This window comes from Ensifer sp. LC11 (assembly GCF_001695835.1).
Classification (GTDB): Bacteria; Pseudomonadota; Alphaproteobacteria; order Rhizobiales; family Rhizobiaceae; genus Ensifer.
Genome location: NZ_MBSO01000039.1, coordinates 1 through 19,828 on the forward strand (window position 1 = coordinate 1; position 19,828 = coordinate 19,828).

The 19,828-nt window shown below is 62.0% G+C and carries 15 protein-coding genes; 8 read left to right on the forward strand and 7 right to left on the reverse strand.

Annotated elements, in window-relative coordinates; all coding sequences use genetic code 11:
- Positions 1 to 336 precede the first annotated feature (336 nt).
- From holA to leuS, 3 genes are read right to left on the reverse strand one after another with little or no spacing between them, the layout of a single operon-like run.
- On the reverse strand, positions 337 to 1,371 hold the full coding sequence (gene holA / locus BBX50_RS23320) for a DNA polymerase III subunit delta (RefSeq protein ID WP_065777702.1): 1,035 nt from the start codon (positions 1,369 to 1,371) through the stop codon (positions 337 to 339).
- Between the two features lie 11 nt (positions 1,372 to 1,382).
- Positions 1,383 to 1,907, reverse strand: coding sequence for an LPS assembly lipoprotein LptE (lptE, locus tag BBX50_RS23325; protein WP_065777703.1), 525 nt, complete (start codon positions 1,905 to 1,907; stop codon positions 1,383 to 1,385).
- The gene (leuS, locus tag BBX50_RS23330) at positions 1,894 to 4,521 is read right to left on the reverse strand and encodes a leucine--tRNA ligase (RefSeq protein WP_065777704.1); all 2,628 of its coding nucleotides are present in this window, start codon (positions 4,519 to 4,521) and stop codon (positions 1,894 to 1,896) included. Before leuS ends, lptE begins: the two co-directional genes overlap by 14 nt.
- A gap of 224 nt (positions 4,522 to 4,745) precedes the next feature.
- On the opposite strand from leuS, the gene BBX50_RS23335 reads away from it, so the two are divergent.
- Both BBX50_RS23335 and BBX50_RS23340 read left to right on the forward strand, forming a co-directional pair.
- Positions 4,746 to 5,402 (forward strand): YggS family pyridoxal phosphate-dependent enzyme, encoded by a 657-nt coding sequence (locus BBX50_RS23335; RefSeq protein ID WP_065777705.1) that lies wholly within the window; start codon positions 4,746 to 4,748, stop codon positions 5,400 to 5,402.
- 112 nt (positions 5,403 to 5,514) lie between these two features.
- On the forward strand, positions 5,515 to 7,422 hold the full coding sequence (locus tag BBX50_RS23340) for a propionyl-CoA synthetase (protein ID WP_065777706.1): 1,908 nt from the start codon (positions 5,515 to 5,517) through the stop codon (positions 7,420 to 7,422).
- A gap of 58 nt (positions 7,423 to 7,480) precedes the next feature.
- On the opposite strand, the gene BBX50_RS23345 is transcribed toward BBX50_RS23340, so the two are convergent.
- A complete protein-coding gene (locus BBX50_RS23345; protein ID WP_065777707.1) occupies positions 7,481 to 8,350 on the reverse strand; it encodes a LysR substrate-binding domain-containing protein in 870 nt (289 codons plus the stop codon).
- Between the two features lie 136 nt (positions 8,351 to 8,486).
- Between BBX50_RS23345 and BBX50_RS23350 the strand changes: the two genes are divergently transcribed.
- On the forward strand, positions 8,487 to 8,873 hold the full coding sequence (locus BBX50_RS23350; protein ID WP_065777708.1) for an ectoine synthase: 387 nt from the start codon (positions 8,487 to 8,489) through the stop codon (positions 8,871 to 8,873).
- A 63-nt stretch (positions 8,874 to 8,936) separates the two neighbouring features.
- On the opposite strand, the gene BBX50_RS23355 is transcribed toward BBX50_RS23350, so the two are convergent.
- Positions 8,937 to 9,638, reverse strand: a complete 702-nt coding sequence (locus BBX50_RS23355; protein ID WP_065777709.1) for a DUF1013 domain-containing protein — start codon at positions 9,636 to 9,638, stop codon at positions 8,937 to 8,939.
- Between the two features lie 227 nt (positions 9,639 to 9,865).
- Between BBX50_RS23355 and acs the strand changes: the two genes are divergently transcribed.
- Entirely contained in the window at positions 9,866 to 11,815 is a 1,950-nt protein-coding gene (acs, locus tag BBX50_RS23360) for an acetate--CoA ligase (RefSeq protein WP_065777710.1), read from the forward strand.
- 167 nt (positions 11,816 to 11,982) lie between these two features.
- Here the strand turns inward: acs and BBX50_RS23365 are convergent, their stop codons facing one another.
- Entirely contained in the window at positions 11,983 to 12,183 is a 201-nt protein-coding gene (locus BBX50_RS23365) for a DUF1674 domain-containing protein (protein WP_065777711.1), read from the reverse strand.
- A gap of 125 nt (positions 12,184 to 12,308) precedes the next feature.
- Between BBX50_RS23365 and htpX the strand changes: the two genes are divergently transcribed.
- The 4 genes from htpX (at position 12,309) to purH (ending at position 18,308) form a co-directional block, all read left to right on the forward strand.
- The gene (gene htpX / locus BBX50_RS23370) at positions 12,309 to 13,268 is read left to right on the forward strand and encodes a zinc metalloprotease HtpX (protein ID WP_065777712.1); all 960 of its coding nucleotides are present in this window, start codon (positions 12,309 to 12,311) and stop codon (positions 13,266 to 13,268) included.
- Positions 13,268 to 14,677 carry an RsmB/NOP family class I SAM-dependent RNA methyltransferase gene (locus tag BBX50_RS23375; RefSeq protein WP_065777713.1) on the forward strand — a complete coding sequence of 470 codons (1,410 nt, stop codon included), beginning with the start codon at positions 13,268 to 13,270 and terminating at the stop codon, positions 14,675 to 14,677. The genes htpX and BBX50_RS23375 overlap by 1 nt, the downstream gene beginning before the upstream one ends.
- Before the next feature lie 208 nt (positions 14,678 to 14,885).
- Entirely contained in the window at positions 14,886 to 16,571 is a 1,686-nt protein-coding gene (locus tag BBX50_RS23380) for a heparinase II/III family protein (protein WP_065777714.1), read from the forward strand.
- Between the two features lie 126 nt (positions 16,572 to 16,697).
- Positions 16,698 to 18,308: a bifunctional phosphoribosylaminoimidazolecarboxamide formyltransferase/IMP cyclohydrolase gene (purH, locus tag BBX50_RS23385; RefSeq protein ID WP_065777715.1), complete on the forward strand. Its 1,611-nt coding sequence runs from the start codon at positions 16,698 to 16,700 to the stop codon at positions 18,306 to 18,308.
- Positions 18,309 to 18,367: 59 nt separating this feature from the next.
- On the opposite strand, the gene BBX50_RS23390 is transcribed toward purH, so the two are convergent.
- Positions 18,368 to 19,795, reverse strand: coding sequence for an MFS transporter (locus BBX50_RS23390; protein WP_065777716.1), 1,428 nt, complete (start codon positions 19,793 to 19,795; stop codon positions 18,368 to 18,370).
- Between the last annotated feature and the right edge of the window lie 33 nt (positions 19,796 to 19,828).

Below are 19,828 nucleotides of genomic sequence, written 5' to 3' on the forward strand. Positions count from 1 at the left end.
GAACCTTCGACACGCTCTCAAACGCCCTTGGGTCCATCTGCAACCTCTTCAACAGAACCGAGTGCTGGAACTATCTCAAGGCGGCAGGGTATGCGTCTGATTAAACGTACGATGCTTTAAATGTATGTTTTTTAAGGATTATGTGGAACCAAATCGGATTTGGTCATCCCAATTTCGCTCGCGGTATGCGAATAGATTGCGCCCCGCCGTTATCCATGGTCTCTGATGAGACCATGGTGTCGACGGCCCCGGGGCGCCAAAATCCTACCGATCTGAGTTGGCCGGGCGACAAGGGCGTCTGCCGATGATGCGCAGCGGAAACGACGGTTCGCGCGCCTACCGTCGTGCCGATTGCACGGCGATCGCCAACAGATTTTGTAGAACCAGGCTCTCTTCAAGGCTCGCTCGACTGCGGCTCTGATAGATGGTGGTCTGCAGGCGATTGAGTTCGCGTCTTATCGCTGGGGACGACCAATGTTTGAGGGCGGCTTCAACGATCGGCTTGCGCCGGAAATGGAGGCCGCGGCCAAGCGTTGCGATCACCTGACTTGCCTGCTGCCGGCTCGCATCCATCTCGGCGCGCATCACATCGAGCTGCTGAAACTGGCGCAGGCAAGCCTGCAACACCAGAAAGGCTGGCGTCTTCGACGTGGTGATCTTCTGCATCGCATGTAGCAGCCCATCAAGATCGCCCTTCAGGACGGCGTCGACGGCGTCGTCGACGGAAATGGCGCTGGCATCGCCGACGATATCGAGAACGTCTTCCTCGTCCACCGTCGACTTTCCGCGACAATAGAGAGCGAGCTTGCGCAACTCGTTGCGCGAGGCGAGACGATCGCCGCCAAGCGCTTCCAGCAGCCGCTGGCGCGCACCCGGACTGATGCCCAGCTTCTCGTCGCCCAGTTCCTTGTCGATGAGCGCCTGCAGGCTGCGCACGTCGTCGCTGTAGCAGGCAATGCATGCGACCGAACGGGCGGTTTCACCGATCTTGCGGAGTGCTGCACCCTTTTTCAGGTCACCGGCTTCAACGATGACGTAGCTACCGGAAGGAGGCTCGGTGGCGAGAATCTGGAGTGCGTCGACAAGCGCCTTTTCGTTGGCGGCACCGCGAACCCAAACGAGCTTTTCACCGCCGAAGAGGCCGATCGCATTCACCTCGTCAAGCAGCCTGCCTGGCGACAGGGCCAATTCGCTGACGTCGAGTTTGAGGACCGAAAAGGGATCGTCGAGCGGCACGCCGGATCGCGACGCAATTGCCGACGCCCGCTCGGATACGAGCCCGCGGTCGGGCCCGTAGAGAATGAACAGGCGATAGACCCCGGCTGCCTTCTGGAGGAACGAGTCGAACTCGTGCGACTTGACTTCGCTCATTCCGGCACCGGCTAGCGGCTGAGGGCCGCGGCAATGTCGGCGCGGATCAGCTCAGCCAGTTCCTTTGCGGCGCGGTTCTCGCCGTCGCGTATAGCCCGCACCTTGGCAAACTCCTGGACCGGGAAGTCAACAAGGGCGACCGCCGAGCGGTTGCCGGACTTGACTGTCTCACCGGTACCGGTCTTCGTCAGGTTGTAATCCGCCTTGACGACGATGCGACCGGCGCCGGCTCGGTCCTTGGCTTGGTCGTAGAGCACGCCCATCGCCCGGCTGGTGACGTTCAGCGCCAGGTGATACTGCGGGTTTGCAGGCTCACCCTGGCCACCGGCGACCAGGAAGATCAGCGCGTTGCGAACTTCCTGTTCGACGCGGTCATCGGCGTCCGAAATCTCGATCGCTGCCAAGGCCGTGGACGTGCCGACGCTGTCGGAATAGAGCGGCCTGACCTGGCAGCCGGCGAGCGCGGTCAACATAAGCATGCCAGCCAGCACCGGAACAGACCGGATGCGGAAACCAGCTCTATCAGACAACGACATTGACGATCCTCTGGGGCACGACGATGATTTTCTTGGGGGTGCTGCCGTTGAGAGCGGACTTGACGACATCGAGCGCCAGGACGGCGCTTTCGATCGCACTCTGATCCGCATCGCGAGCGATTGTCAAATCGGCGCGCTTCTTGCCGTTGATCTGCACCGGCAGGGTGATTTCGTTCTCGACGACCAGGGCGGCGTCGAAGGACGGCCAGCCTTGTTCCGCGATCAGGCCTTCGCCGCCGATTTCACGCCAGCATTCCTCGGCAAGGTGCGGGGTCATCGGCGCGACGAGATTGATCAGGATCGTCGCAGCGTCTTTCACGGCGCTGGCAAGCGCCGGAGCTGCCTTGCCGGCTGCAACCTGGGTCAGCGGTGCGGCGAGCGTGTTCACGAGCTCGTAGATGCGCGCCACGGCCTTGTTGAAGGCCAGTTTGTCGTAGTCGGCCTCCACCGCGCGCAGCGTCTTGTGGGCGGCTTGTGAAACAGCGAGGCCCTCGCCGTCGAATGCCGGTTGAGCCTCGACCGTGCGCAGCTTCTCCGCTGCCTCGCTGATCAGGCGCCAGACGCGCTGGACGAATCGATGGGCGCCCTCGACGCCCGCTTCGGACCAGATCACGTCGCGATCCGGGGGCGAATCGGAAAGAACAAAGAACCGGGCCGTGTCGGCGCCGTAGGAGGCGATGATATCGTCCGGGTCGACGACGTTCTTCTTCGACTTCGACATCTTCTCGATCGAACCGATGGCGACCTCTTCGCCGGTCTCGATGAGGGTGGCGCGCCGCTGTCCATCAAGCTCTTCGATGCGGATTTCGGCTGGCGTCACCCATTCGCGCTGGGCGCCCTCGCCGCGGCTGTAGGTCTCGTGCACGACCATCCCTTGCGTGAACAGACCCTTGAACGGCTCGTCGACTGCGACGTGGCCGGTCGCCTTCATCGCGCGGGTGAAGAAGCGCGAATAGAGCAGATGCAGGATCGCGTGCTCGATGCCGCCGATATACTGGTCGACCGGCAGCCAGTGGTTGGCAACGGCAGGATCGGTCGGGTTGTCTTCCCAAGGCGCGGTGAAGCGGGTGAAGTACCAAGACGAATCGACGAAGGTGTCCATCGTGTCCGTCTCGCGGCGGGCATCCTTGCCGCAATGCGGGCAGGCGACGTGACGCCAGGTCGGATGGCGGTCAAGCGGATTGCCGGGCTTGTCGAAGGTAACATCCGGCGGCAGGACGACGGGCAGGTCGGCCTTCGGAACCGGCACGACACCGCAATCTTCGCAATGGATGACCGGGATCGGGCAGCCCCAGTAACGCTGGCGGGAGATGCCCCAGTCGCGCAGGCGGAAGTTCACCTTGCGCTCGGCGCGCGGTGTGCCGTCGAGCGTTTCCTTCTCGAGCTTCGAGGCAACGGTCTCGAAGGCCGCTTCGATCGACAGACCGTCGAGGAAGCGCGAGTTGATCATGACACCGTCGCCGACATAGGCCTCGTCACCGATCGCGAAGGTCGCGGCATCGGCATCCGCCGGCATGACGACCGGAACGACCGGAAGATCATATTTGCGCGCGAATTCAAGGTCGCGCTGGTCGCCGGAGGGGCAGCCGAAAATGGCGCCCGTGCCATAGTCCATCAATACGAAGTTTGCGACATAAACAGGCAGTTCCCAGCTCGGATCAAGTGGATGCTTGGCGCGAATGCCGGTGTCGATGCCCTTTTTCTCGGCCGTCTCCAGTGCGGCGAGCGACGTGCCCGCGCGTCGGCATTCCTCGCAGAAGGCATCGACGTCCGCATTGGTCGCCGCCACCTGCTTTGCCAGCGGATGGTCGGCGGCGATCGCCAGGAAGGAGGCGCCGAACAGCGTGTCCGGACGGGTCGTGTAAACCGTAAGCTCGGTCTCGTCGCCGGCGGTACCCTTCACCAGTTCCCAGCGCAGCGACAGGCCCTCCGAACGGCCTATCCAGTTCTTCTGCATCAGGCGGACCTTCTCGGGCCACTGATCCAGCGTGTCCAGAGCGTCAAGCAGTTCCTGGCTGAAGTCGGTGATGCGGAAGAACCATTGCGTCAGTTCGCGCTGCTCAACCAGAGCGCCGGAGCGCCAGCCGCGGCCGTCGATTACCTGCTCGTTGGCAAGCACGGTGTTGTCGACCGGGTCCCAGTTGACCTTGGACTGCTTGCGGTAGACGAGACCTTTTTCCAGGAAATCCACGAACAGGTGCTGCTGGCGCTGATAGTAGGCCGGGTCGCAGGTTGCGAACTCGCGGTTCCAGTCGAGCGAAAGGCCCATGACCTTCAGCTGCGCCTTCATCGAGGCGATGTTCTGGTAGGTCCAGCTCGCCGGATGCACGCCACGCTCCATTGCGGCATTTTCAGCCGGCATGCCGAAGGCGTCCCAGCCCATCGGGTGCAGCACGTTGAAGCCGCGGGCGCGCTTGTAGCGCGCCACCACGTCGCCCATGGTATAGTTGCGCACGTGGCCCATATGAATGCGGCCCGACGGATAGGGGAACATCTCGAGCACGTAGTACTTTTCGCGCGGATCATCGTTCTCGGTCTGGAAGACCTCGTTCTGTTCCCATTCCTGCTGCCAACGGGGCTCGGCATCACGCGGATTGTATCGTTCGCTAGACATGACTTTTCGATGTTCCGGAAGTTCTAGGGGCGCATGAAGCGCGCTCATGATAGTTGGGGTGACCTTCACCACGAAACCGCCTGACGGTCAAGTTTTTGAAGGGTTTGCCGCGACACTTTGGCGGATTTGCGCCCGTCACGAAGGGGGCGGTCTTGGCAAGTCGACCAACTTTGCCTAATCCGCTCGGTGAGTGGTTTGAGAAATCGGTTTCGGAGAAAAGGTCCATGGAAGTCCAAGAGCGGTTGCAGGATGTCGTGAGCCGGATTCAGGCGGCAGAAAAGTCTGCCCATCGCAAGGGCGCCGCTACGCTGGTCGCCGTCTCCAAGACCTTCGACGCTGATGCGATCCGGCCGGTAATAGCTGCAGGCCAGCGCGTGTTCGGTGAGAACCGCGTTCAGGAAGCACAGGGCAAGTGGCCGGAGCTGAAGGCGGAGACATCAGGCCTCGAGCTGCACCTGATCGGCCCGCTGCAGTCGAACAAGGCGGCCGAGGCGGTCGCCCTGTTCGATGTCATCGAAACCGTCGATCGCGAGAAGATTGCCCGCGCGCTCGCTGGTGAGATGCAGAAGCAGGGCCGAAACCTCAGGCTCTACGTCCAGGTGAACACCGGGCTCGAGCCGCAGAAAGCCGGTATCGCTCCGGAGGAAACCGCCGCTTTCGTCGATTTCTGCCGGCAGGAGCTGGGTCTTTCCATCGAGGGGTTGATGTGCATCCCGCCGGTCGAGGAAAACCCTGGCCCGCATTTTGCGCTGCTCGCCAAGCTTGCTGGCACCTGCAAGCTTGAAAAGCTGTCGATGGGCATGTCTGGCGATTTCGAGACGGCCGTCCAGTTTGGCGCCACCAGCGTGCGTGTTGGCTCGGCCATCTTTGGCGCGCGGTAACGCCACTTCGTCGCATTACGCTTTCGTCGGGGTTCCCCTGCTCTCTCATTAGCCTATCCTTGTGCACGAGGAGGCCGGATTTGTCCGGCAGCATGCATAGGGAGGAACGGAAATGGCGAGTCGCTATTCCGAGGTATACGCCGCCTGGAAGGCGGATCCACAGGGCTTCTGGTTGGTTGCCGCCGACGCCATCGATTGGTTCGAAAGGCCGGAGCGCGCCTTCGATGCTGAGCGCGGCATTTATGGCCACTGGTTTGCCGGCGGCACCACCAACACTTGCTACAACTGCGTGGATCGCCACGTGGAGGCTGGTCGCGGCGATCAGATCGCCTTCATCTACGACAGCCCGGTCACCGGGCGGGTCGAGCACATCTCCTATGCGGCACTGCTTGCCGATGTGAGGGCGCTCGCTGCGGTCTATCGCCGGCTCGGTGTCGGCAAGGGCGACCGCATTATCCTCTATATGCCGATGATACCGCAGGCGGCGATCGCGATGCTTGCGGCCGCCCGCATTGGCGCAGTGCATTCGGTGGTGTTTGGCGGTTTTGCCGCCAATGAACTGGCGGTGCGCATTGACGATTGCCAGGCAAAACTCGTGGTCTCGGCAAGTTGCGGCATCGAACCCAGCCGCACGGTTGCCTACAAGCCGCTGCTCGATGCGGCTCTCGAGATCGCGACTCATAAACCGGCCCATTGTCTCGTTTTTCAGCGGGATATGGCGGAAGCCGCCATGACCGATGGTCGCGACATCGATTTCGCGGGGGCGTTGGCATCGGCGAAGGAGGCCGGTGACGAGGCCGAGTGCGTGCCCGTCGCCTCGACCGATCCGCTCTACGTGCTCTATACGTCGGGCACGACCGGCCAGCCCAAAGGCGTGGTGCGCGACAATGGCGGCCACATGGTCGCGCTCAAATGGTCGATGGAGAATTTCTTCGGGGTTCAGCCTGGCGAGGTGTTCTGGGCCGCGTCCGATATCGGCTGGGTCGTCGGACATTCCTATATCGTCTATGGGCCGCTTTTGAACGGCAGCACCTCGATCCTCTTTGAAGGCAAACCGGTCGGAACGCCCGATCCCGGCACCTATTGGCGCATCATTGCCGAGCATGGCGTCGTGGTCATGTTCACCGCCCCGACGGCTCTCCGGGCGATCCGCAAGGAGGATCCGGACGCGACCTTTGCGGTCCGCTACGACCTGTCGCGGTTTCGTGCGCTGTTTCTCGCCGGCGAACGGGCGGATCCGGATACGATCCGATGGGCCGAGAAGGGGCTTGGTGTGCCTGTTATCGATCACTGGTGGCAGACGGAAACGGGCTGGCCCGTTGCCGGCAATCCCATGGGTCTCGGTCTGCTGCCGGTGAAATACGGCTCGCCCGCCGTTCCGCTGCCGGGCTATGACGTGCAGATCCTCGACGATGCCGGGCATCCGGTCGGTCCCGGCACACTCGGCAATGTGGTCGTCAAATTGCCGCTTCCGCCCGGCTGCCTGCCGACACTTTGGAATGCCGACAATCGGTTTCGTGCCGCCTATCTCGAGGAGTTTCCCGGCTACTACAAAACGGCCGACGCCGGCTATCTCGATGAGGACGGTTACATCTTCATCATGGCGCGCACCGACGACATCATCAACGTCGCTGGTCACCGTCTGTCCACCGGAGCCATGGAGGAAGTCTGCGCCAGCCATCCTGATGTCGCCGAATGCGCCGTGATCGGCATTGCCGACGCTTTGAAGGGCCAGGTGCCCGCGGGCTTTCTGGTGATCAACTCCAATGTTTCCCGTGAAACATCGGAAATCGAGCGCGAGGTCATCAGTCTTGTGCGCGAGCGCATCGGTCCGGTGGCCGCTTTCCGCATGGCGATTTGCGTCAAGCGGCTGCCGAAGACGCGATCGGGCAAGATCCTGCGGGCGACAATCCAGAAGATCGCCGATCGCCAACCCTGGAAGATGCCGGCAACCATCGATGACCCGGCCATTCTCGACGAGATCACCCTGGTGCTGCATGGCCGCGGTATCGGTCTCTGACGACTGATGGCCGGGATTGCTGAGCCGGCTCATGAAATGAGCCGGCGTCTCACTTGCATCAGGCCTTAACGATCGCCGAGAACCAATCGCTGAAAGCGGCGACCGCTTTTGAGCGCGTGGTCTTGGTGATGAGAAAATAGCCCTCGTCCTCAAGCGTCGCGATCTCGGACAATACTACGAGGTCGCCGCTTTCGATTTCTCGTCTGAAGACCTCGACCGGACAGAGGGCAACTCCGTGGCCGGCGATCACGGCTGTCGCGAGAAGATTGAAATCCTGGAAGACGGGGCCGCGCAACGTCTGTGTGGCCTCCTGCCCCGCCCGTGCGAACCAATCGCGCCAGCGTGACGTGGTTTCGTCATGCAGCAGATCGGCGGAAGCGATTGCCTGCGGTGAATTCAACGCACCCTTCCGTTCGCGATAGCGCGGGCTCGCGACCGGCCGGTTGATACGTGAAAACAGCCGATCGGAGCGCGTTCCCTCGCTTTTGTCGGCGCCGAGCGTAATGAGGATATCGCAGCCGGTCTCGCGCAGCTGCTGCTCGGCCATGGCATAGACGACCTTTACGTCGACTTCGGGGTGATTGCCGAGAAACCCGCTGAGTGCCGGGATCAGCCAGCGGGTGGCGATCGAGGGAATGCAAGCAACGCTCACCTGCGCCTTGGCGTTGAGCCGCAGAAGCTCGGTTTCCATGGCGATGCGTTCGAACGAGGCTGTCAGCGTCGCTGCCAGGCTTTCTGCTTCCGACGCCAGTCGCACACCGCGTTTCTCACGCAGGAAGAGCGGTCGGCCGAACCATGCCTCCAACAGCCGGATCTGATGACTGACGGCGGCATGCGTTACATGCAGCTCGTCCGCCGCGCGCGAAAAGCTGGCCAGGCGCGCTGCAGCTTCGAAGGCGCGCAGCATCCCGAGCGGTGGCAGTGTCATCTGTAAGATTTCCTCATCTATTGGCCGAGAAATCGTCGTTTGAAAGGCCAAGGATGTCAACGGATACTGATCTCACTGCGGATTTCGGCGAAGACCGAGCCCTCATGCATTAGAAATTCTTACAAAGGAGAGACCCATGTTCGTGCGCAGTCTGCGGGAGATCGAAGCAACGGATCATTTTGTCGAGTGGGGCAGCGGCACCAGCCATCGGTTGTTGACCGAAAGGGATGGCATGGGTTTCACCGTGTGCCACACGGTGGTGCGCGCCGGCACGGTGTCCCTGCTGGAGTACCGAAACCATCTTGAGGCCTGCTACTGCATTGCCGGCCAGGGAGAGGTCGAGGACATGCAGGGCAATGTCTTCCCGATCCGCAAGGGTGACATTTATGTGCTCGACCAGCACGACAAGCACTTTCTGCGCGGCGGACAGGATGAGGATCTGATCCTCGTCAGCGTCTTCAATCCGCCGCTCAAAGGAACCGAGCGCCACAACCTGAACAATCCGGCCGGCTCGGCCTATTGAAACGTACGCAATAAAAAAGCCCGGATCGCCGATCCGGGCTTTGTTCATTGGCCTTGAAGGCGATCAATAGTGATCGTCTTCGTCCTCGTCCTTGCGATCCGACTTCAGCGACTTGAGCTTGGCGAAGACGGCATCGGCATCGATTTCCTTCTCCTCTTCGCGCTCGTAGCTGAAACCGAGCTTCTCGGTTTCCTGGGCCGATTCGAGGGTCGCGCCGAGTTCGGCAGCGGTCGGCAGCGGACGGCCCTTGGAGGCGCGCTCGACTTCGAGATCGAGATCGATCTGCGAGCACAGGCCAAGCGTGACCGGGTCCATCGGCGTCAGGTTGGCCGAGTTCCAATGGGTACGTTCGCGGATCTGCTCGATCGTCGACTTGGTGGTGCCGACGAGGCGCGAAATCTGCGCGTCCTTAAGCTCGGGATGGTTGCGCACCAGCCAGAGAATGGCGTTGGGGCGATCCTGGCGCTTCGAAACCGGCGTGTAGCGCGGACCCTTGCGCTTCGAGTCAGGGACTCGAACCTTCGGCTCCGAAAGCTTCAGCTTGTGATTGGGGTTTCCCTCGGCGCGGGCGATTTCGTCGCGCGAGAGTTGGCCTGTGGCAATCGGGTCGAGCCCCTTGATGCCCTGCGCGGATTCACCGTCGGCGATCGCTTTTACTTCTAGCGGGTGCAGCTTGCAAAACTGCGCGATCTGGTCGAAGGACAGCGCGGTATTGTCAACGAGCCAGACGGCCGTTGCCTTGGGCATAAGCAGTTGCTGAGCCATGGATATAGTCCTTTTGTCCGCCGCGCCGGTGTCGCGGGCCGTGGAGTCTACCACTGATTTCCGGGAAATGTGGGCCTCTATACCGTCCTTGTCGCGAAATTGCAATTCTTCAGTTCCAAATGTCCTTTTGTCTAATTGCGGCGGGCATTTGACCTGCTATGAATGTCCGCGAAACGGGCTTGCCCTAGGAGGGGCGAGCCGCACTAGGAATGCGTAGGGAGGAAAATATGTCCGCCAAGATCTATCCGGTGTTGAAGTCTGCCAAGAGCCGGACTCTGCTCGACAATGCCACTTACCTGAAGTGGTACGAGGAGAGCGTCGAAGACCCGGCAAAGTTCTGGGGCAAGCACGGAAAGCGGATCGACTGGTTCAAGCCCTATACCAAGGTCAAGAACACCTCCTTCAAGGGCAAGGTCTCGATCAAGTGGTTCGAAGACGGCCTCACCAACGTCTCCTACAACTGCATCGACCGCCACCTGAAGACGCATGGCGAAAAGACCGCGATCATCTGGGAAGGCGACAACCCCTATATCGACAAGAAGATCACCTACAACCAGCTCTACGAGCAGGTTTGTCGCCTCGCCAACGTGTTGAAGAAGCACGGGGTCAAGAAAGGCGACCGCGTCACCATCTACATGCCGATGATCCCCGAAGCGGCCTATGCGATGCTTGCCTGCTCCCGCATCGGCGCCATCCATTCGGTCGTCTTCGGCGGCTTCTCGCCGGATGCGCTCGCCGGCCGCATCGTCGACTGCGAATCCACCTTCGTCATCACCTGCGATGAGGGCGTTCGCGGCGGCAAGCCTGTCCCGCTCAAGGAAAACACCGACACAGCGATCGACATTGCCGCCAAGCAGCATGTCATCGTCAACAAGGTACTGGTCGTGCGCCGCACGGGCGGCAAGACCGCCTGGGCACCGGGCCGCGACCTCTGGTATCACCAGGAAATCGCGACCGTGAAGCCGCACTGCGAGCCGGCGAAGATGAAGGCGGAAGATCCGCTGTTCATCCTCTACACCTCCGGCTCGACCGGCAAGCCGAAGGGCGTGCTGCATACGACCGGCGGCTATCTCGTCTACGCGTCGATGACGCACGAATATGTCTTCGATTACCGTGACGGCGAAGTCTACTGGTGCACGGCGGACGTCGGCTGGGTCACGGGCCACTCCTATATCGTCTACGGGCCGCTCGCCAATGCGGCGACGACGGTCATGTTCGAGGGCGTGCCGAACTTCCCCGATGCCGGCCGTTTCTGGGAAGTGGTCGACAAGCACAAGGTCAACGTCTTCTACACGGCGCCGACCGCGATCCGTTCACTGATGGGTGCCGGCGACGACTTCGTCAAGCGCGCGTCGCGCTCGTCGCTGCGCCTGCTCGGCTCGGTCGGCGAACCGATCAACCCGGAAGCCTGGGAATGGTACTACAACGTCGTTGGTGAGCAGAAGTCGCCGATTGTCGATACCTGGTGGCAGACCGAGACCGGCGGCATCCTGATCACGCCGCTGCCGGGCGCGACGGATCTCAAGCCCGGTTCGGCCACCCGGCCGTTCTTCGGTGTTCAGCCACAGCTCGTCGATAATGAAGGCAACGTGCTTGAGGGTGCCGCCGACGGCAACCTCTGCATCACCGACAGCTGGCCGGGCCAGATGCGCACGATCTACGGCGACCATGCGCGCTTCGGCCAGACCTACTTCGCCACCTACAAGGGCAAGTATTTCACCGGTGACGGCTGCCGTCGTGATGAGGACGGCTACTACTGGATCACCGGTCGCGTCGACGACGTGCTTAACGTGTCCGGCCACCGTCTCGGCACGGCCGAAGTGGAATCGGCGCTGGTCTCGCACCACCTCGTTTCGGAGGCCGCCGTTGTCGGCTACCCGCATCCGATCAAGGGCCAGGGCATCTATTGCTACGTTTCGCTGATGGCCGGTGAAATCGGCAATGACGAGCTTCGCCAGGCGCTGGTGAAGCATGTTCGTTCGGAAATCGGCCCGATCGCCACGCCGGACAAGATCCAGTTCGCACCGGGTCTTCCCAAGACCCGTTCGGGCAAGATCATGCGGCGCATTCTGCGCAAGATCGCCGAGGATGATTTCGGCGCGCTCGGCGATACCTCGACGCTCGCCGATCCGGCCGTTGTCGACGACCTGATCGCCAATCGGCAGAACAAGGCCTGACGTGTAAAAACCGCTGCACGTTGATTGGGCGTGCAGCGGGCTCTCCGCTGCAAACAGGCATAACCGCAGGGCTGCCACAATGAAGCGCGTTGGCTCGCAGATAATTTTGTGAGCCGGATTCAGATCGTCACGTAAGCGGCTGCGATTGTCAGCCGCTGCGTCAAAATCTAGAAATCGATCGCGCGACCCTTGATCTCCCAGTCGCCGAAGCGGGCCGGATCTTCACCGCCGCGACCACCGATCTCGGGCGGCAGCTCCTTCTTTTCCTCGGCCTGGCGTCGCTCCTCGGCTTCCTTCAGTGCCCGCAGCGCCGCGGGCGGCAACGGCCGTTTTGGCCGATCGGGGGCATTGTCATTGTCGTTTTGCATCTGAACGGTATCCGGATTCGCGCATCAATATTGAAGAATGGAGCGTTTGTACCCATCATATAGGGTGCTGTTCCCGTGACGGGAACCCTGATTCACGTGAAACATCGACGTCCCGGAGCCCGCTGATGAACCTTGTCCGTACCGCCATGCTGCTTGCAGTCATGACCGCCCTGTTCATGGCCGTCGGCTTTGCTATCGGCGGACGTGGCGGGATGATGATCGCCTTCGTCATGGCTGCGGCCATGAACTTCTTCTCCTACTGGAATTCCGACAAGATGGTGCTGCGCATGTATCGCGCGCAGGAGGTCGATGAGCGCAGCGCCCCGGAATATTACGGCATCGTGCGTGACCTCGCCGGCAATGCCGGCCTGCCGATGCCGCGCGTCTATGTGATTGACAGCCCGCAGCCAAACGCGTTCGCCACTGGACGCAATCCGGAAAATGCCGCGGTTGCGGCGTCGACCGGCCTGCTTCACGCCCTCAACCATGATGAGGTTGCAGGCGTGATGGCGCACGAGCTTGCCCACGTGCAGAACCGCGATACCCTGACGATGACGTTGACGGCGACCCTTGCGGGCGCCATTTCCATGCTGGGCAATTTCGCGTTTTTCTTCAGCGGCAACCGCGAAAACAACAACCCGTTGGGCTTCGTCGGCACATTGGTCGCCATGATCGTCGCACCCATGGCCGCGATGCTGGTGCAGATGGCCATCAGCCGCACGCGGGAATACTCCGCAGACCGTCGTGGTGCGGAAATCTGCGGCAAGCCGCTGGCTCTGGCCTCGGCGCTGCAGAAGATTGCCGGCGCTGCCCACCAAATTCACAACGACGATGCCGAGCGCAATCCGGCGACGGCGCATATGTTCATCATCAATCCGCTTTCCGGCGAGCGCATGGACAACCTGTTTTCGACCCACCCGAACACCGAGAACAGGATCGCTGCGCTCATGCAGATGGCGCAGGAGATGCCTTCGGTCTCGACGCCGCCGGTTCGTGCTGATAATCCCGTGCGCAAATCGCGCTCTGTGCCTTCTACCGGTTGGGGTCGCGGTGGTTCCGAACCGCCCAAAGGTCCCTGGTCCTGATGTCCGCAGAAAACAAAAACGATTCACGCCCGAAACGATCACCGCACAAAGGTGGCGCAAAATCCAGAAAGCCGGCACCAGAGCCGCGCGGTCCGGAAAAGCCGGGCATGAAGGCACGGCAGGCAGCGGCAAAGATCCTCGCCGCCGTCATCGACCGCAAGACGTCACTCGATGGCATGCTCGATCACGAACATGGCAATCCGGCCTATCGCGAGCTCAATGAGGCCGACCGCGCGTTGGTGCGCGCAATCCTGAACTCTGCCCTTCGTCATCTGCCGCGCATGCAGGCTGCCATCAATTCGCTGTTGCAGACACCGTTGCCGGAAGGCGCGCGCGCTCTTGAGCATGTGCTTGCCGTGGCGGCGGCGCAAATCCTCTATCTCGATGTGCCTGATCATGCCGCGGTCGACCTTGCCGTCGAGCAGGCGCAGGCAGATCCGCGCAATCGCCGGTTCGCCAATCTGGTCAATGCCGTTCTGAGGCGCCTTTCGCGCGAAAAGGATGCTCTTCTCGAGGCCACGCGTGACGTGCCGGCCATGCCGGAATGGTTTTACGAACGCCTTGTCAGCCGCTATGGCCCTGGCCAAGCCGAACAGATCGCAGAAGCGCAGTTGACGCCGGCGGCGATCGATCTGTCAGTCAAGTCGGATGCCACGATCTGGGCGGAGCGGCTCGGCGGCACGGTGCTGCCGACTGGCTCCGTTCGTCTCGGGGAATTTTCCGGAACCATTCCTTCCTTAGCCGGATTCGATGAAGGTGCCTGGTGGGTTCAGGATGCTGCGGCATCGATCCCGGCGCGGTTGTTTGGCGACCTCCGCGGCAAGAGGACGGTCGATCTTTGCGCGGCACCTGGCGGCAAGACCGCCCAGCTCATCCTCGCCGGCGCCGAAGTCACCGCACTCGATCAGTCCGGCAGCCGGCTTCGTCGTCTCAAGGGCAATCTGAAGCGGCTGGGACTGGAGGCCGAGACAAAGGAAGTCAACATGGCCGACTTCCAGCCGGAGACGCTGTTCGACGCGGCATTGCTCGATGCACCCTGCTCCTCCACCGGCACGACGCGGCGCCACCCCGACGTGTTATGGACTAAGGGGCCGGAGGATATCGAAAAGCTCGCCGCCTTGCAGGAACGGCTGCTGCGCCATGCGCTCACCGTGGTCAAGCCTGGTGGTATCGTCGTCTTTTCCAACTGTTCTCTCGATCCTCTCGAAGGCGAAGAGGTTGTCGACCGGGTCGTCGGTTCCGGCGCAGCCTATGAACGGGTCCCGATTTCGGCGGCGGATTGGCCGGGACTTGAGGACGCAATCACGCCGCTTGGTGAAATGCGGACGACACCGGCAATGTTGCCGCTCGACGCACCGTTCGCGAGCGGCCTTGATGGCTTCTACGCGGCAGTGATTCGCCGCAAATAGGATCTCTAGCTTGGTTTCGATGCTACAAGACGGGGCTCAAGCCCCTGTCTTGCCGCGTCATTTGACGCTTTCAAGCCAGAAGCCTATCAAAGATGGCAAGATTGATAAAAGTTTAATGGTCTTTCCAGCACCATGTCTTGGCTGCGCGAGGCCATGGCCCGCTCGGATACTATGAGCGGTCGTGCCAGAAATGAGGAAACCGGCGGCGTTGATGTTTTCCGGCAGGCGAAGGCTTTCTTACCTGTATATGCGTGAAGGCTGGCGCCGTGTGTCGCGTCGTCTGTCGATCGGGCGTGTTTCCGCCTTGCGTTTTGCCGGCTCGACGCCGAACCGCCTGATCGTTGCACCAACCGATCTGAGAGCCGTCGACCCGTTTGTTGCCGAAGAGATTCTCTCCGGGCGTTTCCCGCTTGCCGGTCGTGTTCTCGACACGGAGGGCGAATCGCCGTTCGAGATCGACCTTCCGTCGCGCGAGTTTGCATCTCGGCTGCATTCCTTCGGGTGGCTGAGGCATCTGCGGGCGATCCGCGAAGATGCCGGGTTTGTGCGCCTGCGCCAGATCGTTGACGACTGGATCGCCACCCATGGCCGCGACTTCGGCGGCGTTGCCTGGGATGCCGATATCATCGCCCAGCGCATCATAGCCTGGCTTTCTCATTCGCCCGTCGTCCTGCGCAACGCCGAGCACGGTTTCTATCGCCGTTTCCTGAAGAGCCTCGCCCTTCAGGTGCGCTATCTTCGCCATATCGCCGAGACGGTGCGTGACGGTGAGGCACGGCTTAGAGTGCGGCTCGCACTCGCCATGGCCTCCGTTGCCATGCCTGCCTCCCCCAGTGTCATTCGCAAAGCCGCGCGCCACCTTGACTACGAACTCGACCGCCAGATTCTGCCTGATGGCAGCCACTGCTCCCGCAGCCCACGGGCGGGCCTCGAGCTCTTGCTGGACCTGCTGCCGCTCCGGCAGACCTACGTCAATCTCGGTCACGATGTACCGTCGCGCCTGATACCTTGCATCGACCGCATGTACCCAGCCCTGCGTTTCTTTCGACATCAGGGGGGCGAACTGGCGCTGTTTAACGGTGCGACTTCGGTTCTGGCGCATGAGCTTGCTTCAGTGCTTCGCTACGATGAGACGGCCGGCGAACCTTTCCGGACGCTGCCGCATGCGCATTACGAGCGCCTGGCGATGGAAAAAACGGTTGTCATCATCGATACGGGCCGGCCGCATTCCGTCGATCTTTCGCGCAGCGCCCATGCGGGGTGCCTGTCCTTTGAAATGTCTTCGGGCAAGACGCGCTTCGTCGTCAATTCGGGTGCCCCAAAATTTGCCGGCGAACGTTTCCGGCAGATGTCGCGGATGACGGCGGCGCATTCGACGGTTACGGTCAACGACACCTCATCCTCGCGCTTCTCCCAGTCACGCTTTCTTGGACCGATCATGACGACCGGCGTTTCCAAGGTGATGGCGGCGCGCAAGGATGAACCAGGCGGGCTCGAGTCGGTAGCGGCAAGTCACGATGGCTACCTTGCCGCTTTCGGCCTGATGCACGAGCGCGACATCGGCGTCTTGAACGGCGGCCGCATGATCCGCGGTCGCGATCGGCTGACGCGCGCCGATGGCAGTGATCCCGAGGAAGGCAACACCGCCGTTGCGATCGCCCGCTTCCACATTCATCCGGCGGTCGCCATCCGTCCGAACAATGCGCGCGAGGTTTTTCTGACGGCGCCGGACGGTGAGGCCTGGCTGTTTGCGTGTCAGGACGGCGAACTCGCAGTCGAGGAGGATATCTTCTTTGCCGATCCCTCCGGCATCCGGGCCTCGTCGCAGCTGACCGTGACCTTCTCGGTCGCAAGCCACCCTGAGATCCAATGGACCTTCTCGCGGGCGAACTGAAGCGCTTATTTTAGCGCCGTGCGCATGCCTAAGGTTTCTTCGGCGGACAAGCTATGCTAACGGGCAGCCATCCCAACCGCCGGAGCTTTCTCCCGGGCTTCCGGCGCCGTCAAAGGAGCATGGTTGATGGCTGTCGCCTCCAAGAAAATCCCCGCCCCGAACGAGGTTCCGGTCCGCACCGCCCTCCTCTCCGTGTCCGACAAGAAAGGCGTCGTCGAGCTGGCGCGTGCGCTTAACGAAAAGGGCATCCGGCTCGTTTCGACCGGCGGCACGCACAAGGCGCTGTCCGAAGCCGGCCTGCCGGTGAGCGACGTTTCTGAACTGACGGGCTTTCCCGAGGTCATGGACGGCCGCGTCAAGACGTTGCATCCAGGCGTTCACGGCGGTCTGCTGGCGATCCGCGACGACGCCGATCATGTAGCGGCAATGTCGACCCATGGCATCACGGCGATCGACCTTGCGATCATCAACCTATATCCCTTCGAAGAGGTTCGCGCCCAGGGCGGCGACTATCCGACGACGGTCGAGAACATCGACATCGGCGGCCCGGCGATGATCCGCGCATCGGCCAAGAACCACGCCTATGTGACGATCGTCACCGATCCGGCCGACTATCCGCTGCTGCTGGAAGAACTGTCTGCCGGCAAGACGACCTATGCTTTCCGCCAGAAGATGGCGGCCAAGGCCTATGCCCGCACCGCGGCCTATGACGCTGCCATCTCCAACTGGTTTGCCGAGGCGCTCGACACGCCGATGCCGCGTCACCGGGTCATTGGTGGCGTGCTGAAGGAAGAAATGCGCTACGGCGAGAACCCGCACCAGAAGGCCGGCTTCTACCTGACCGGTGAGAACCGTCCGGGCGTGGCCACAGCAGCGCTGCTTCAGGGCAAGCAACTCTCCTACAACAACATCAACGACACGGACGCGGCCTTCGAGCTGGTCGCCGAGTTCCTTCCGGAAAAAGCGCCGGCCTGCGCGATCATCAAGCACGCCAACCCCTGTGGCGTTGCGACCGCACCGACGCTCGTTGAAGCGTATCGCCGGGCGCTTGCCTGCGATTCGACCTCGGCCTTCGGCGGCATCATCGCGCTCAACCAGGAGCTCGATGCGGAGACCGCTGAAGAGATCGTCAAGCTCTTTACCGAAGTGATCATCGCGCCGTCGGTCAGCGATGCGGCAAAGGCGGTCATTGCCCGTAAGCCGAACCTGCGCCTTCTTGCGACCGGCGGTCTGCCGGACCCACGGATTCCGGGTCTTGCCGCCAAGACCGTTTCCGGCGGCCTGCTCGTGCAGACGCGTGACAATGGCATGGTCGAGGATCTTGAGCTGAAGGTCGTGACCAAGCGTGCGCCAACGGCCCAGGAACTGGAAGACATGAAGTTCGCCTTCAAGGTGGCCAAGCACGTGAAATCGAACGCGATCGTCTATGCCAAGGAGGGCCAGACGGCCGGCATCGGCGCCGGGCAGATGAGCCGTGTCGACTCCGCCCGTATCGCGGCCATCAAGGCTGAGGAAGCGGCCAAGGCGCTGGGCCTTGCGACGCCGCTCACCAAGGGCTCTGCCGTTGCGTCCGAAGCCTTCCTGCCGTTTGCTGACGGTCTGCTCTCGGCGATCGCGGCCGGCGCCACGGCCGTCATCCAGCCGGGTGGCTCGATGCGCGACGAAGAGGTGATTGCGGCGGCTGACGCGCATGGCGTTGCCATGGTCTTCACCGGCATGCGCCACTTCCGCCACTGACTCAGTTCCGGAGAGGCGCTTCACGCCTATCCCGGAATCCCGGGTTATCCGTCTGAAACTTAGAAGCCGTCGCGTCCGAAGGATGCGGCGGCTTTTTTGCGTCCGTCGTCGGCCGGATAGGGCGTGCGCAGAAGAATGAGCAGGCCGACGACCAGGAAGGCGATGAGCGCCATCATGCCGATGCGGGCCGAGCCGGTGGCAAGCGTGATCGTGGCGACCGACGCAGGGGCGAGGAACGACGTGGCACGGCCGGAAAGCGCATAGAGGCCGAAGTAACGGCCCGCCTCATCCAGGCTGACGCTGCGGGCGAGGTAGGATCGCGACGAGGCCTGCACCGGGCCGAAGGCGACGCCGACCAAGAGGCCATAGAGAATATAGGCCTTCTCGGCCGCCGTGCCGAACAGGCTGCCGGAATCCTCTGTCGACAGCGGGACGAGGCCGAAGAGCGTGAAACCGGGGCCGGTTGAGACGATGCCGATCGTTGCCAGTGTCAGGCAGACGAGACTTGCGGTGACGATGACTTTGGAGCCGAGCCGTGTATCGAGCCTGCTTGCATAAAGGCAGCCGCCGATGGCGACGACGTTCAAGATAATGCCGTAGATGCCGAGCTCCAGCGTCCGCCAGCCGAACATCGCCGCGGCGAATGTGCCACCAAGCGCCAGAAGCCCGTTCACGCCGTCCTGGAATATCATGCGGGCGATCAGGAAACGCAGAATGCCCGCTCTTTCCTTGAGTTCGCCGAGCGTGCCCTTCAGTTCTCGAAGGCCAGTGACGGTCGCCTTTCCAAGCGACATGGTGGCCTTGGTCGCATCAGGGGTGAAGAGGAACATCGGCAAGATGAAGACGAGATACCAAGCAGCCGAGATCGGTCCGGTGATGCGTGCATCCTCTCCTTGCGCCGGATCCAGACCGAACAGGGGGTCGATGCCAGCCGCGGTCTTGCCGGTTTCCGGGCTGCCGGCAAGAAGCGCCACGACGGCGATGAGCACGATCATGCCGCCGAGGTAACCGAGACCCCAGGCGATGTTGGAGATGCGGCCGACGTCCTTCTCCGGGACGAGGCGCGGCATCATCGAATCGTTGAAGACGATCGAGAACTCTGCCGCGACCGTTGCGAGGATCATGAAGATTGCCGGATAGAGGATTGGCGAGCCTGGGGCCGCGAACCAGAGCATGGCCAGCGATACGATCTTGATCACCGCGAAAAAGGCGATCCAGGGTTTGCGCGGCCCGGTCGCATCGGCGATCGCGCCGAGCACGGGCGAAAGGACCGCGATGATGATGCCGGAAACGGTCAGCGTGTAGCCCCACATCGCCTGGCCGAGCGCATGATCCTCGGTCAGGCGGGAGACGAAATAGGGGCCAAAGATGAAAGTGGTGATGACCGTGAAGAACGGTTGTGCCGCCCAATCGAACAGCATCCAGCCGGCGATGCCCGCACGTGACGTGCGCGGTTGTTCTTCAGTCCGCTCGGCCGAAATCTGCAAAGTCCCCTCCCGAAAACGCCTGCGCCGCGCGTC